This is a genomic window from Rhizobacter sp. P2_D12, from assembly GCF_056404395.1.
In genome coordinates, this window is sequence record NZ_JBFUEB010000052.1 from 32,265 (window position 1) to 44,564 (window position 12,300).

Sequence of the window (12,300 nt, forward strand, 5' to 3'; positions counted from 1 at the left end):
AGGCTCGCGATCCATCAATTGAAGAAGAAGGAGAAGCCGATCGTGGCTGCACGGTACTCCGCGCTGCGCGTGTCGTCGACGAAGGCGGTGTAGATCGACCAGTCGGCGCGCACGACGAAACGGTCGGTCAGGTGGTAGCGCACGCCGATGCCGGCGTTGGCCAGCTTGGCCTTGGTGTCGATCGCGTTGACCAGCGTGGTGTTGGGCACGTTCTTGAACTTGCCGAAGCCGACGCCGAAGAACGGCGACAGCCGCTTGTCCGACCACGGCTCGACCATCAGGTTGGCATGCCAGAAATCGCTGCCGGAGAACACGCCCTGCACCTGGCCCAGCGTGCCTTCCATCGTCAGCGTGTCGGACAGCCGGTAGCTGGTCCACATCTTCAGCATCGGCTCGCCRTGGAAGCGGCCCCAGCCGGCACCGAACTCGACGCGGCGCGTCAGGTAGTCGTCCAGCAGCACGTCGCGGAAGGTCTTGGTGCCGCCGGCCTCGGTCAGCGTGGTCTCGAGCTGGGCCCGCGTGACCCAGCCTTCCTTGCCCTTGTCGGTGCGCACCTTGAACCAGTCGGTGTGGCGCAGCAGCACCTCGATCCACTCGCCCTTCTCGGCGATGTGGAACACCGGATAGCCGCGACCGGCGCCGGTGTGCAGCTCGATGTAGGGGTCGCTGACCTGCAGCCGCTCGGGCGGCGTGTCGGCGGCAAGAGCCGGCAGCGCGGCGGTGCCGAGCACGCAAACCAACGCCAGGCCCTGCAGGACCTGGCGGAAGACGGCACGGACGCGATGTTGAGATGACTCGGACGGCTCGGCGAGGGTCATGCTGTCATTGTGTATTGCAAGTCCCGGTGTTCGGGTCGGCTGGCGTGAACATGTTGTAGGTCGAGGCGCTGAACTCGTCCTGGCCGGCCGGCACCGGGTGCGTGATCCAGTACTGGATCAGCTTGACGTTGGCGTCCTGGTCGTTCTCGAAGATCTGGCCGCCGCCGTGCAGCACGTTGATCAGCAGCGGCTTGGCGAGCAGCCGGCTCTGCGTGGTCGAGCCTTCCACCACCTCGCCCTGCGCGGAGTAGAAGTTCTTGTACATGTCGGTCAGGCGGATCGAGTCCGGCGTGTTCGCCGGGTCGGTCACGTCCAGCGGCTGCGCTCCCGGCGCGATGCGGAACGCACCGCCGGTGCCGCTGACGGTGTCATGGCAGCCCGAGCCGGCGCAGGTGTTGGTGGTGGTCACGCCGTTGTGCGTGATCGGCAGCTGCGCCAGGAAGATCGGGTTGATGCACTTCTGGAAATAGGCGTACGACAGCTTCTGGCCCACCGCCCCGCCCGGGTTGTTGATGGACGACGGGTTGCCGAGCGGGTTGCCGCCGCCCCCGCAGCCGGCCAGCAACAGCAGGCCGGCCGCGGCAGCGGCCCAGGGGAACGCAATCGTCATGGGGTCGTACAGCCCTTCTTGATCCAGTTGGCGATCGTCACGTAGTTGGCACTGCCCACCGGCAGCACCGCCGTCGGCGAGCTCGCGGCGCCGGCCGGGTGCGGGATCGTCGACGGCCGCTTCAGCAGCGCATTGGCTTCCGGATGGCAGGCGTCGTTGATCATCGTCAGTGTGACATTGAAATCGCCCTCCGCGTCACCCAGCAACACGAGGCGGTTCTCGCGGAACGCCTTGCCGGCGGCGATCTCGTCGCTGCCGATGGCCTGGTGGCAGCCGGCCGCGCAGGTGCTGCGCAGGATCGGGTACACCTCGGCCTCGAACGAGGCCTGGGTGATCAGGCCGATGCCCTTCACGCCGCCGTCGGACAGGTCGTTGTAGTACTTGCCGCCCAGGTCCATCCACTCGGCCAGCAGGCGCTTCTCGGCCTTGGTCAGCAGCTTCGAGTGGTCGGGCGCGCCGGCCGCCGGAGTCGGGTACAGCAAGCGCGCATCGGCAGCGGCCATCAGCGTCGCGCCGGACAGGATCTCCATCAGCCGGCTCTTGCGGGCCAGGCCCAGTGCATCGCCCTCGCTGGCCTCCGCGTTGACCATCGCCGGCTGGCGGTCGATCATCGGCACGCCCTCTTCCAGGTGGGTCTTGGGCAGGCCGGTGGCCTCGTCGATCACCGGGTCGCCGATCATCAGCCGCTCGTACGACGCGTTGCGGCCGGTGCCGGCAATGGTCGCGCTCAGGTCCAGCTTGGTCGGGTCGGCGTGGCAGGTGACGCAGGTGTTCGCGCCGTTGGTGCCGCGGCTGACCGTCCACATCGGCTGGATGTGCGTCGGGTAGTTGATGACGCCGTTCACCGGGGCGGCCGTCAGCAGGTCGTCCTTCGAATCGGTGTTGTTCTTGTAGAGGATGCGGATCGATTCGCGCTTGGTCACGCCGGCCTGGGCGGTGTCGGCCCAGACGTCGTCGGAGACCATGTCGGTCAGCAGGTTCAGCACGTTGGCGTCCAGGCGGGTGCGGGTGCCGGCCATCGTCTCGCCGGACTGGTGGGCACCGGCCAGGCTGGCCACCAGGGCGGCCGGCATGGTGTTGGCGACCGCACCCGAGTTCAGCGCGCCGCCGCGGCGCGGGCTGTGGCAGCCGTCGCAGGTGCGACGTTCGCCCGGGCGCACCTGGATCCAGTTGGTGTGCGTCTGGAAGGCGCGGCCTTCGGCGTCGACCACGGCCAGCCCGATCGGGGTGTCGGCCGGCACCTTCAGCTTGAACGAACCGTCCGGCTCGATCGGCGCATAGCCCAGGATCTGCTGCGGCTCGAAATCGGTCTCGCCGATCGCTTCGCGCACGCCCATGCCCTGGCTCGGCGCCACCGCGCGCACCGCGCGGATGAAGCGCGCCGGGGCACAGCCGTAGGCCGCGTTCGTCGGGTCCTTCATCTTGACGATGTCGGCCACCTTGGCGCGCGTGTCCAGCGGATCGGTCGGGTTGGTCTTGGCGATCGCGGTGGTGCAGGTGGCCGACAGGTCGGCCGGTGCGATCACGGAGTCACCCATGCGGCCCAGGCCGTCGGTGTCGTAGACGCTGCGCACTTCGAGCAGGCCGAGGCCTTGCGAGGCCAGCGTCGCGTCGACCGGCGTCGGGTCGGTGGCATTCGGCTCGGCGCGCGGCTGCAGCGGTACCGGGTCGGTGTTCATGAAGCCCGGCGGGGGCGAGGCCACCGGCTGCATGCTCTTGTCGGCCGGGTTGAACATGTAGATGGCGTACGGCGGCGGGACGTTGTCCTGCACCGGGTCGGCAGCTTCCTCGCTGACCAGCCGGTTGTCGTCGGCCAGGCGGGCCTTCTCTTCCGTGGTCAGGTTGACGCAGGGGGTCACCTTGCCGTTCTTCGTGACTTCGCACGGGCGGTAGGCCACCAGCACGCGGTCGGTGCCGTCCCACAGCGGGAACGGCGTGGTGATGCGGCCGAACTGCGACAGCCCGCCGCCGATGTTCAGCGCCTGCTCGGTCGGCTGGTACTGGCCGCCCTGCGCCGCCACGCTCGGGTTGGCCGGCGTGTTCTGCTCGGAGTAGTTGGCGGCGTCGACGAAGACCAGGCCGCCGCCTTCGCGGGTGCGCGACAGCGGCATCAGGTCGGACGACAGGAAGCCCTTGTACTTGCCGTTCGGGTCCATGTCGCGCGGGTGCAGGAAGCTGTTGCCGTCGCTGTGCGCGCCGTACAGCACGAACATGTCGGTGCCGTCGGGCTTGACGCGGAACACCTTGAAGTGGTTGCGCATGCCGACGTGGTCCCAGCGCGAGAACATGATGTCGCCGTTCGGGCGCACGACCGGGTTGCGGTCATGGCTCTGGTTGACCGAGATCTGCGTGATGTTGCCGCCGCTGGCGTCCATCGTGTGCAGGTTGAACACGCGCTCGCGCTCGTACTCGTCGAGCGCGAAGCGGTTGCCGCCCACGCCCTGGTTGAAGAACGACGAGGTCTGGCGGTTGGAGGTGAAGACGAAACCCTTGCCGGCCGGCAGGTAGGCCGGGTCGACGTCGTCGGCGGTGGTCGAGCTGGTCAGGCGCTTGAAGGTGCCGCCGGTCAGGCCGCCCTTCGTCATGTCGTATTCCCAGATGTTCCAGCGGCCGGTACAGGCCTTCACGCCGTCGACCATCGAGGTGTTGGTGGTCGCGCAGCGCAGCGCGAAGACGATCTTCTTGCCGTCGAAGGACACCTCGGGGTCGGAGGCGTCGCCGTGGCCCTGGGTGATGCCCTGCGTGATGTTGTGCTCGGGTGCGCTCGGCGAGGATTTCTCGCGGATCATCAGGTCGCCGCCGTCGGCCGTGGGCGCCCCGTTGGTCGGGTTCATGCCCATGGTGTTGACGCGCTGCACGTAGGCCAGGGGCACGTCGCCCTGCACCGTGAGGCTCGACGAGTCGCTCGAACTGCCGCTGCCGCAGGCCGCGAGGACTGCCACGAGCGCCACAGCCAGTGCCGTTTGGGTTGCTGTCTGGTACTTCATCTTCGCCTCCGATGTCGCCGGTCGTATCACTGCCGGCCTGGGTTACCGGCAGGCGGGGCAGCGCCCAGCAAGCCGGAGGAGTAATGCAAAACACCCTCGGCATCGACCACGATGGCGTCGACGCCCTCCTGCGACTCGACGAGCCGCATGCCTTCTTCAAGGCCCTTCACGAAAACACTCTTGGACAGCCCCTCGGTCGTGAGCCCGTCCTCGGCGAGGATGGTCACGCTGCGGATGCCGCTCGGCGAACGACCCGTCTTCGGGTCGATCACATGGTGGAAGCGCACGCCGTCGCGCTCGAAGAAGCGCTCGTAGTCGCCCGAAGTCGACATCGCGACGTCTTCGAGCGGCAGCACGGCGACGACTTCGCCGGGGCGGCGCGGGTCGCGCACCGCGATGTTCCAAGGCCGGCCGCGGCGATCGCCCAGCACATAGCTGTCGCCGCCCGCCGCGACCACCGCATGCGCGATGCCGTGGCGGCGCAGGATCGCGGCGGCACGGTCGACGGCGTGGCCCTTGGCGAAGCCGCCCAGGTCGATGCGCATGCCGGGATGGCCGAAGCGCACCGTGCGCTGCACCGGATCCAGCAGCAGCTGCTGCCAGCCGATCGCGGCGCGGGCCGTGGCCAGCTGCTCGTCGCTCGGGGCGCGCTGCTCGCGGTAGTCGTAGAACTGGCCGACACTCGCGTAGGTGATGTCGAAGGCGCCTTCGGACAGGCGCGAGAAATGGAGTGCGCGGTCCAGCAGCGCATAGAGTTCGTCGCTCAGCGGCACGGCCTGCGTGGCGGCTTCGCGGTTGATGCGCGACAGGTCGGACGCGGCCTGCACCGGGCTCATCGTGCGGTCGATGCGGTGCATGTCGGCCATCACCGCGGCGATGGCGGCTTCGCCGGCACGGCGCTCGTCGCTCCACAGCTCGACGCTGACCGAGGTGCCCATGATGGCTTCTTCCGCACGCAGCCAGCCGCCCGCCCGGGACGCCGCATCGGCGTGCCTGGCTGGGTTCATCGACCTTGCTGGCTTGTTGGACACCAGGCCCTCCGGAAGCAACTGCACTTCGACCCCTCGGTTCACTGACCGCCCATGGATATTTGTCCTACGCAGATCACGTGCCTGCGCAGCGGAGCGGATCTTCGTCCCCAAAACCCCCGAAAATGTGTCAATAGTTGGCAAACGGGAAAAGCCTTACATCCTGTTCCAGAAGAAACGGTGACCCTTTTTGTTCATCAAGACGTGTTCTGAATCAGATGTGAACGAAGGCAACCGGTTGCGGCTGGCGCGCCACGGTCGAAAGCCCGGCGGGCGATTGGCGCGGATCGTGCTGTCCCTGATGTGCGGTATCCGGCATGCACCGATACTCCGGGATTCGCGCAGAAACCTCCCATTCGGCAGTCACCTCACCATCGATACCGGCACCCGATAGCCCGGTCCTCCCGCCCTCCATGCTCAGTGCCCACCACCTCCGCTGCTCGCGCGGCGATCGCACCCTGTTCGCGGACCTGAGCCTGTCGCTGGCGCCGGGGCGCTGGCTGCAGGTGGGCGGCGCCAACGGTGCCGGCAAGACCACGCTGCTGCGCACGCTGGTCGGCCTGAACCCGCCGGACGAGGGCGAGGTGCGCTGGAACGACACGCCCATCCGGGGCGCCGGCGACGATTTCAGGCGCGCCTGCCTGTACCTCGGGCACCACGCCGCGGTGAAGGACGAGCTGACGCCGGTGGAGAACCTGCGCCACGCCTGTGCCATCGACGACCAGCCGCTGGACGATGCCCGGGCCGGCGACGCGCTGCGCCGCATCGGCCTGCGCGGGCGCAACCACCTGCCGACGCGCGTGCTGTCGGCCGGGCAGAAGCGGCGCGTGCTGCTGGCACGGCTGCTGGTGCGCCCGGCCACGCTGTGGGTGCTGGACGAACCGTTCGCCGCCCTCGACACCGAGGCGGTCGCGCTGATGGGCGAGCTGATCCAGGGCCATCTCGCCGAGGGCGGCATGGCGATCCTGACCAGCCACCAGCCGGCGCCGCTGCCGGCGGGCGACCTGGTGAGCCTGGCCGCCACATGATGGGCACCTTGTGGGTCGCCCTGCGCCGTGACCTGCTGCTGGCCGCCCGCCGGCGCAGCGAGGTGGTCACCGCCCTCTTCTTCTTCGTGGTCGTGGTCAGCCTGTTCCCGCTCGGGATCGGGCCGGAGCCGGCGGTCTTGCGCCGCATCGGGCCCGGCGTCCTGTGGGTCGCCGCGCTGCTGGCCACGCTGCTCGGCCTGCCGCGGCTGTTCGCGAGCGACCATGCCGACGGCACGCTGGAGCAGATGGCGCTGTCGCCCCGCCCCTTCGCGCTGCTGGTCGCAGGCAAGATCGCAGCGCACTGGCTGCTGTGCGGCCTGCCGCTGGTGCTGCTGGCGCCGCTGCTCGGGCTGCAGTTCAACCTGGACGCCGGCGAGCTGCAGGTGCTGATGCTGGCGCTGCTGCTGGGCACGCCGGTGCTGAGCCTGATCGGCGCGATCGGCGCCGCCTTGACGCTGGGCGTGCGCGGTGGCGGCACGCTGCTGGCACTGCTGGTGCTGCCGCTGTACGTGCCGACGCTGATCTTCGGCGCCGGCGCGGTGGAGGCGCACAGTGCGGGGCTGGGCTCGTCGGCCCAGCTGTCGATCCTGGGGGCCCTGCTCGCGGTGGCCGTATTCTTCGCACCCTGGGCCACCACCGCGGCCCTTCGCATCGCAATCGAATGATGGACAAGCAAGCTGCCAGTTCCTGGATGCGCTACGCATCGCCCGCCACGTTCTACCCGATCGCCGGCAAGCTGCAGCCGTGGTTCGCGGGGCTCGCCGCGGCGCTGACGCTGGCCGGCCTGTGGCTCGGCTTCTTCGTCGCGCCGACCGATGCGACCCAGGGCGAGGGCTACCGCATCATCTTCGTCCACGTGCCGGCCAGCTGGATGTCGATGTTCATCTACTGCGTGATGGCGTTCTGGGCCGCGATCGGGCTGGCCTTCAACACCCGGCTGTCGTCGATGATGGCCTCGGCGCTGGCGCCGACCGGCGCGATGTTCGCGCTGCTGTCGCTGCTGACCGGCTCGCTGTGGGGCAAGCCGATGTGGGGCACCTGGTGGGTCTGGGACGCGCGGTTGACCTCGGAGCTGATCCTGTTCTTCCTGTACCTGGGCTTCCTCGCGCTGCAGGCCGCCATCGAAGACCCGAAGCGGGCCGACCGGGCCGGCGCCGTGCTGGCGTTGGTCGGCGTGGTCAACGTGCCCATCATCTATTTTTCGGTGAAGTGGTGGAACACGCTGCACCAGGGCGCGTCGATCTCGATGACCAAGTCGCCGTCGATGGCCGCCACGATGCTGTGGGGCATGCTGCTGATGGCGCTGGCCTTCTGGATGTATTCGATCGCCGTCGCGCTCTCGCGGGTGCGCAACATCATCCTCGAACGCGAACGGCATGCCGACTGGGTGCGGCAGGTGCTGGTGGAGAAAGCGTGATGCAGTGGAACAGCGTGGGTGAGTTTTTCGCGATGGGCGGCTACGCCTTCTACGTATGGGGCAGCTTCGGCGCGTGCGCACTGGCGATGCTGGTCGAAAGCCTGCTGCTTCGCCAGCAGCACCGGGAACTGTTGCGCTCCCTCAGAGATCAGCACGAGGCATGACCATGATGAAACCCCGACACAAACGCCTTGCGATCATCATCGGCGCCGTCGCCAGCCTCGGCGTGGCCGCCGGGCTGGTGCTGAACGCGCTGAACAGCAACGTCGCCTTCTTCTTCACGCCGTCGCAGGTGGTGACCGGCGAGGCCCCGAAGGACCGCGCCTTTCGCGTCGGCGGCATGGTGCGCGCCGGCAGCCTGAAGCGCGACCAGATGACCGTCAGCTTCACGATCACCGACACCGCCAAGGACGTGCCGGTGCGCTACACCGGCATCCTTCCCGACCTGTTCCAGGAGGGCAAGGGCGCCGTGGTGCAGGGCAAGCTGGCCGGCGATGGCGCCTTCGTCGCCACCGAGGTGCTGGCCAAGCACGACGAGAACTACATGCCGCCCGAGGCCGCCCACGCGGTCGAGGAAGCGAAGAAGATGAGGAACACGCTCAAATGACCCCCGAACTCGGCCACCTGGCGCTGATCCTCGCCTTCATCGTCTCGCTGGTGCAGGGCACCCTGCCCCTGGTCGGCGCGCACCGCCGCAACCCTGCCTGGACCGCCCTCGCGCGGCCCGCGGCGCAAACCCAGTTCCTGCTCGTCGCGTTCGCGTTCGCCTGCCTGATGCAGGCCTTCGTCGCCAACGACTTCTCGGTCGCCTACGTGGCCGCGCATTCGAACTCGCAGCTGCCGACGCCCTACCGTGCCGCCGCCGTCTGGGGCGGCCACGAAGGCTCGCTGCTGCTGTGGCTGCTGATGCTCAACGGCTGGACGCTGGCCGTCAGCCTGCTGTCGCGCCAGCTGCCGCTGCCGATGGTGGCGCGCGTGATCGGCGTGCTGGGCCTGGTGGCCGCCGGCTTCCTCGCGTTCATGCTGCTCACGTCGAACCCGTTCGACCGGCTGATCCCCGCCGCCGCCGAGGGCCAGGACCTGAACCCGCTGCTGCAGGATCCGGGCCTGATCGTGCACCCGCCGATGCTCTACATGGGCTACGTCGGCTTCTCGGTGGCCTTCGCGTTCGCCATCGCCGCGCTGCTGGCCGGCACGCTGGACGCCGCCTGGGCGCGCTGGTCGCGCCCGTGGACCAACGTCGCGTGGACGTTCCTGACGCTGGGCATCGCGCTCGGCTCGTACTGGGCCTACTACGAACTCGGCTGGGGCGGCTGGTGGTTCTGGGACCCGGTCGAGAACGCCTCCTTCATGCCCTGGCTGGTGGGCACCGCGCTGATCCATTCGCTGGCCGTCACCGAGAAGCGCGGCAGCTTCAAGAACTGGACCGTGCTGCTCGCGATCTGCGCGTTCTCGCTGTCGCTGCTCGGCACCTTCCTGGTCCGCTCGGGCGTGCTGACCTCGGTGCACGCCTTCGCGACCGATCCGCGGCGCGGCATCTTCATCCTGCTGTTCCTGAGCGCGGTGATCGGCGGTTCGCTGAGCCTGTTCGCCTACCGCGCACCCAAGGTCGGGCTGGGCGGCGCGTTCGCGCTGCTGTCGCGCGAGACGCTGCTGCTGATCAACAACGTGCTGCTGATGGTGGCCGCCGGCTCGGTGCTGCTGGGCACGCTGTACCCGCTGATCATCGACGGGCTGGGCCTGGGCAAGCTGTCGGTCGGGCCGCCCTACTTCAACTCGGTGTTCGCGCCGATCATGGTGCCGCTGCTGTTCCTGATCGCGATCGGGCCGGTGGCGAACTGGAAGCACGCCGACACGCGCGACCTGTCGCAGCGGCTGTGGATGGCCGCCGCGATCGCGGTGGTGCTGGGCGCGCTGCTGCCGCTGCTGGTGGGCAGCTGGTCGCCGCTGGTCGCGCTGGGCCTGCTGCTGGCGGTGTGGATCGCGGCGAGCAGCGCGTTCCAGATCCGCGCCCGCCTGAAGTCGGGCTGGCCGCCGCGCGCCTACTGGGGCATGCACCTGGCGCACGTCGGCATCGCGATCTTCGTCGTCGGCGTCACGCTGGTGAAGGGCTACGAGGTCGAGAAGGACGTGCGCATGGCCGTCGGCGAGACCGTCGAGCTGGGCGGCTACACCGTCAAGCTGCTCGGCGTGAACGAGGTGCGCGGGCCCAACTACGTCGCGCAGCGCGGCGAGGTCGAGCTGTCGCGCAACGGCCAGGTGCTGCGCACGCTGAACCCGGAGAAGCGCAACTACCTGTCGTCGCAGATGCCGATGACCGAGACCGCGATCGACAGCGGCCTGACGCGCGACCTGTACGTGTCGCTGGGCGAACCGCTGGACGGCCCGAAGGGCGGCCAGGCGAGCGCCTGGAGCGTGCGCGTCTACTACAAACCCTTCGTCGTGTGGATCTGGGGCGGCTGCCTGCTGATGGCCTTCGGCGGCGCGCTGGCCGCGAGCGACCGTCGCTACCGGCTGAAGCTGAAGCAGGCGGTGTCGCTGCCGGCGCAGGGAGCGGCCGCATGAAGAAGTTCTTCCTGGTGCCGCTGGTGCTGTTCGCGATCCTCGCGGTGTTCCTGGGCGTGGGGCTGAACCACGACCCGCACGAGGTGCCCTCGCCGCTGATCGGCAAGCCGGCGCCGATGTTCTCGCTGCCGCGGCTCGAGGCTGCGGCCGATGGCGCGAAGTTCGGCCCGCAGGAGATGCGCGGCAAGGTCTGGATGCTCAACGTGTGGGCCACCTGGTGCGGCCCGTGCCGCGAGGAGCACCCGGTGCTGGTGAACTTCGCGAAGACCGGCCTCGTGCCCATGGTCGGGCTGAACTACAAGGACCAGGCGCCCGATGCGACCCGCTGGCTCGCCGAGTTCGGCAACCCGTACCTGACGACCGCGGTCGACGCGGACGGCCGCGTCGGCATCGACTACGGCGTGTATGGCGTGCCCGAGACCTACCTGATCGACAAGACCGGCACGATCCGCTTCAAGCAGATCGGGCCGCTGACGAATGAAGTGCTGAAGAACAAGGTTGTTCCCATGATCGCGGAGCTGTCGAAGTGAGGCGCTGGGCTGTTGGCATGGCCGCTGCCGTGCTGCTGGGCGCGGGGAGCGCCAGCTGGGCCACCGACGCGCAGCCGCTGGCCGCCGACCCGGTTGTCGAGGCGCGGCTGGTCGGCATCGCCGAGGAACTGCGCTGCCTGGTGTGCCAGAACGAATCGCTGGCCGGCTCGCGCGCCGACCTGGCGGAAGACCTGCGCCGCGAGATCCGCACGCTGATCCGCCAGGGCAAGACCGACCAGGAGGTGATGGACTTTCTGGTCAGCCGCTATGGCGACTTCGTGCGCTACCGGCCGCCGGTGAAGCCCACCACCTACCTGCTGTGGGGCGGGCCCTTCGTGCTGCTGGGCGCCGGGCTGGTCGGCCTGGTGATGTTCCTGCGCCGGCGCACCGCGCCCGATGCGCTGGCCCTGACGCCCGAGGAGCAACAGCGCGCCACCGCCCTTTTGAACGACAACAAGAACGCATAGATGGCCACCTTCCTGATTGCGGCGGCACTGCTCGTCGCCGCCACCCTGCTCGTGCTGCTGCGTCCGTGGCGGCGTGCCGCGAAAGCGGCCGAATCGACGGCCCGCGAGGCCAACACCGCCGTCTACCGCGACCAGCTCGCCGAGCTGGACCGCGACCTGGCCGCCGGCGCGATCGGCGCGGTCGACCATGAGCAGGCGCGCGGCGAACTGCAGCGGCGGCTGCTGGCGGATGCCGGCGTGCCCGAAGCGGCGATGGCCCCGGCCGCCTCAGGACGCATGACGATGGTCGCGCTGGCGCTGGGCGTGCCGCTGCTCGCCGCCGGCCTGTACGGCTGGCTCGGCAACCCGGCCGCGCTGAACCCGCCGCCGCCGCCGCAGCAGGGCGAGGTCACGCAGCAGCAGGTCGAGCAGATGATCGCCGCGCTGGCGGCGCGGCTGCAGAAGGACCCGAACGACCCGAAGGCGTGGATGGTGCTCGCGCGTTCGTACCGCGCGATGGGCCGCGCCGCCGATTCGGTCAAGGCCTTCGAGCACATCCCCGAGATGGTGGAGCGCGACCCGGTGCTGCTGACCGAATACGCCGACGTGCTGGGTGCCAGCGCGAACGGCGACCTGCAGGGCAAGCCGCTCGAGCTGGTGCGCAAGGCGCTGGCGCTGGACCCGAACAACGCGATGGGCCTGTCGCTGTCGGCGACCGCGGCCTACCAGCGCAAGGACCTGAAGACGGCCGAGGCGCACTGGCAGCAACTGCTGCCGATGCTGCCGGCGGAATCGGACTACGCGAAGTGGATCGTCGCGACGCTGGCGGAGATCCGCGGCGGGGCCGCGTCGGCACCGTCCGCGGCCACCG

Annotated in this window: 13 protein-coding genes; 9 read left to right on the plus strand and 4 right to left on the minus strand. The window is 69.2% G+C overall.

Annotation, left to right across the window (positions count from 1 at the left end; translation table 11 throughout):
* Positions 1 to 14: 14 nt before the first annotated feature.
* Genes AC1DYN_RS17990 through AC1DYN_RS18005 form a run of 4 tightly spaced genes read right to left on the minus strand, consistent with a single transcriptional unit; the run spans position 15 to position 5,422 of the window.
* Positions 15 to 818, minus strand: coding sequence for an SH3 domain-containing protein (locus AC1DYN_RS17990; RefSeq protein ID WP_477961982.1), 804 nt, complete (start codon positions 816 to 818; stop codon positions 15 to 17).
* A 4-nt stretch (positions 819 to 822) separates the two neighbouring features.
* Positions 823 to 1,428 carry a hypothetical protein gene (locus tag AC1DYN_RS17995; protein WP_477961984.1) on the minus strand — a complete coding sequence of 202 codons (606 nt, stop codon included), beginning with the start codon at positions 1,426 to 1,428 and terminating at the stop codon, positions 823 to 825.
* The gene (locus AC1DYN_RS18000; protein WP_477961986.1) at positions 1,425 to 4,415 is read right to left on the minus strand and encodes an HzsA-related protein; all 2,991 of its coding nucleotides are present in this window, start codon (positions 4,413 to 4,415) and stop codon (positions 1,425 to 1,427) included. The genes AC1DYN_RS17995 and AC1DYN_RS18000 overlap by 4 nt, the downstream gene beginning before the upstream one ends.
* 26 nt (positions 4,416 to 4,441) lie before the next feature.
* Positions 4,442 to 5,422, minus strand: a complete 981-nt coding sequence (locus tag AC1DYN_RS18005; RefSeq protein ID WP_477961988.1) for an FAD:protein FMN transferase — start codon at positions 5,420 to 5,422, stop codon at positions 4,442 to 4,444.
* 434 nt (positions 5,423 to 5,856) lie between these two features.
* Here AC1DYN_RS18005 and ccmA point away from each other — a divergent pair, with 434 nt between their 5' ends.
* From ccmA to ccmI, 9 genes are all read left to right on the plus strand, one after another.
* Entirely contained in the window at positions 5,857 to 6,471 is a 615-nt protein-coding gene (gene ccmA / locus AC1DYN_RS18010; RefSeq protein WP_477961990.1) for a cytochrome c biogenesis heme-transporting ATPase CcmA, read from the plus strand.
* A complete protein-coding gene (ccmB, locus tag AC1DYN_RS18015; RefSeq protein ID WP_477961992.1) occupies positions 6,468 to 7,136 on the plus strand; it encodes a heme exporter protein CcmB in 669 nt (222 codons plus the stop codon). Before ccmA ends, ccmB begins: the two co-directional genes overlap by 4 nt.
* Positions 7,136 to 7,888: a heme ABC transporter permease gene (locus AC1DYN_RS18020; protein ID WP_477961994.1), complete on the plus strand. Its 753-nt coding sequence runs from the start codon at positions 7,136 to 7,138 to the stop codon at positions 7,886 to 7,888. The genes ccmB and AC1DYN_RS18020 overlap by 1 nt, the downstream gene beginning before the upstream one ends.
* On the plus strand, positions 7,888 to 8,052 hold the full coding sequence (gene ccmD, locus AC1DYN_RS18025) for a heme exporter protein CcmD (RefSeq protein WP_477961996.1): 165 nt from the start codon (positions 7,888 to 7,890) through the stop codon (positions 8,050 to 8,052). The genes AC1DYN_RS18020 and ccmD overlap by 1 nt, the downstream gene beginning before the upstream one ends.
* A 5-nt stretch (positions 8,053 to 8,057) precedes the next feature.
* Positions 8,058 to 8,495 carry a cytochrome c maturation protein CcmE gene (gene ccmE / locus AC1DYN_RS18030; RefSeq protein WP_477962009.1) on the plus strand — a complete coding sequence of 146 codons (438 nt, stop codon included), beginning with the start codon at positions 8,058 to 8,060 and terminating at the stop codon, positions 8,493 to 8,495.
* A complete protein-coding gene (locus AC1DYN_RS18035; RefSeq protein ID WP_477961998.1) occupies positions 8,492 to 10,453 on the plus strand; it encodes a heme lyase CcmF/NrfE family subunit in 1,962 nt (653 codons plus the stop codon). The genes ccmE and AC1DYN_RS18035 overlap by 4 nt, the downstream gene beginning before the upstream one ends.
* Positions 10,450 to 10,983, plus strand: coding sequence for a DsbE family thiol:disulfide interchange protein (locus AC1DYN_RS18040; RefSeq protein ID WP_477962000.1), 534 nt, complete (start codon positions 10,450 to 10,452; stop codon positions 10,981 to 10,983). Before AC1DYN_RS18035 ends, AC1DYN_RS18040 begins: the two co-directional genes overlap by 4 nt.
* 17 nt (positions 10,984 to 11,000) lie before the next feature.
* Positions 11,001 to 11,450 carry a cytochrome c-type biogenesis protein gene (locus AC1DYN_RS18045; protein ID WP_477962002.1) on the plus strand — a complete coding sequence of 150 codons (450 nt, stop codon included), beginning with the start codon at positions 11,001 to 11,003 and terminating at the stop codon, positions 11,448 to 11,450.
* Positions 11,451 to 12,300: c-type cytochrome biogenesis protein CcmI (gene ccmI, locus AC1DYN_RS18050; protein WP_477962004.1), on the plus strand; the 850-nt coding region annotated here is incomplete at its 3' end. It abuts the gene before it with no gap.

What these genes read in the sequence shown, in the direction of transcription:
- AC1DYN_RS17995 (WP_477961984.1), bottom strand. Translation starts at nt 1,428, where the DNA reads ATGACGATTGCGTTCCCCTGGGCCGCTGCCGCGGCCGGCCTGCTGTTG.
- AC1DYN_RS18000 (WP_477961986.1), bottom strand. Translation starts at nt 4,415, where the DNA reads ATGAAGTACCAGACAGCAACCCAAACGGCACTGGCTGTGGCGCTCGTG.
- AC1DYN_RS18005 (WP_477961988.1), bottom strand. Translation starts at nt 5,422, where the DNA reads ATGAACCCAGCCAGGCACGCCGATGCGGCGTCCCGGGCGGGCGGCTGG.
- ccmA (WP_477961990.1), top strand. Translation starts at nt 5,857, where the DNA reads ATGCTCAGTGCCCACCACCTCCGCTGCTCGCGCGGCGATCGCACCCTG.
- ccmB (WP_477961992.1), top strand. Translation starts at nt 6,468, where the DNA reads ATGATGGGCACCTTGTGGGTCGCCCTGCGCCGTGACCTGCTGCTGGCC.
- AC1DYN_RS18020 (WP_477961994.1), top strand. Translation starts at nt 7,136, where the DNA reads ATGGACAAGCAAGCTGCCAGTTCCTGGATGCGCTACGCATCGCCCGCC.
- ccmD (WP_477961996.1), top strand. Translation starts at nt 7,888, where the DNA reads ATGCAGTGGAACAGCGTGGGTGAGTTTTTCGCGATGGGCGGCTACGCC.
- ccmE (WP_477962009.1), top strand. Translation starts at nt 8,058, where the DNA reads ATGAAACCCCGACACAAACGCCTTGCGATCATCATCGGCGCCGTCGCC.
- AC1DYN_RS18035 (WP_477961998.1), top strand. Translation starts at nt 8,492, where the DNA reads ATGACCCCCGAACTCGGCCACCTGGCGCTGATCCTCGCCTTCATCGTC.
- AC1DYN_RS18040 (WP_477962000.1), top strand. Translation starts at nt 10,450, where the DNA reads ATGAAGAAGTTCTTCCTGGTGCCGCTGGTGCTGTTCGCGATCCTCGCG.
- AC1DYN_RS18045 (WP_477962002.1), top strand. Translation starts at nt 11,001, where the DNA reads ATGGCCGCTGCCGTGCTGCTGGGCGCGGGGAGCGCCAGCTGGGCCACC.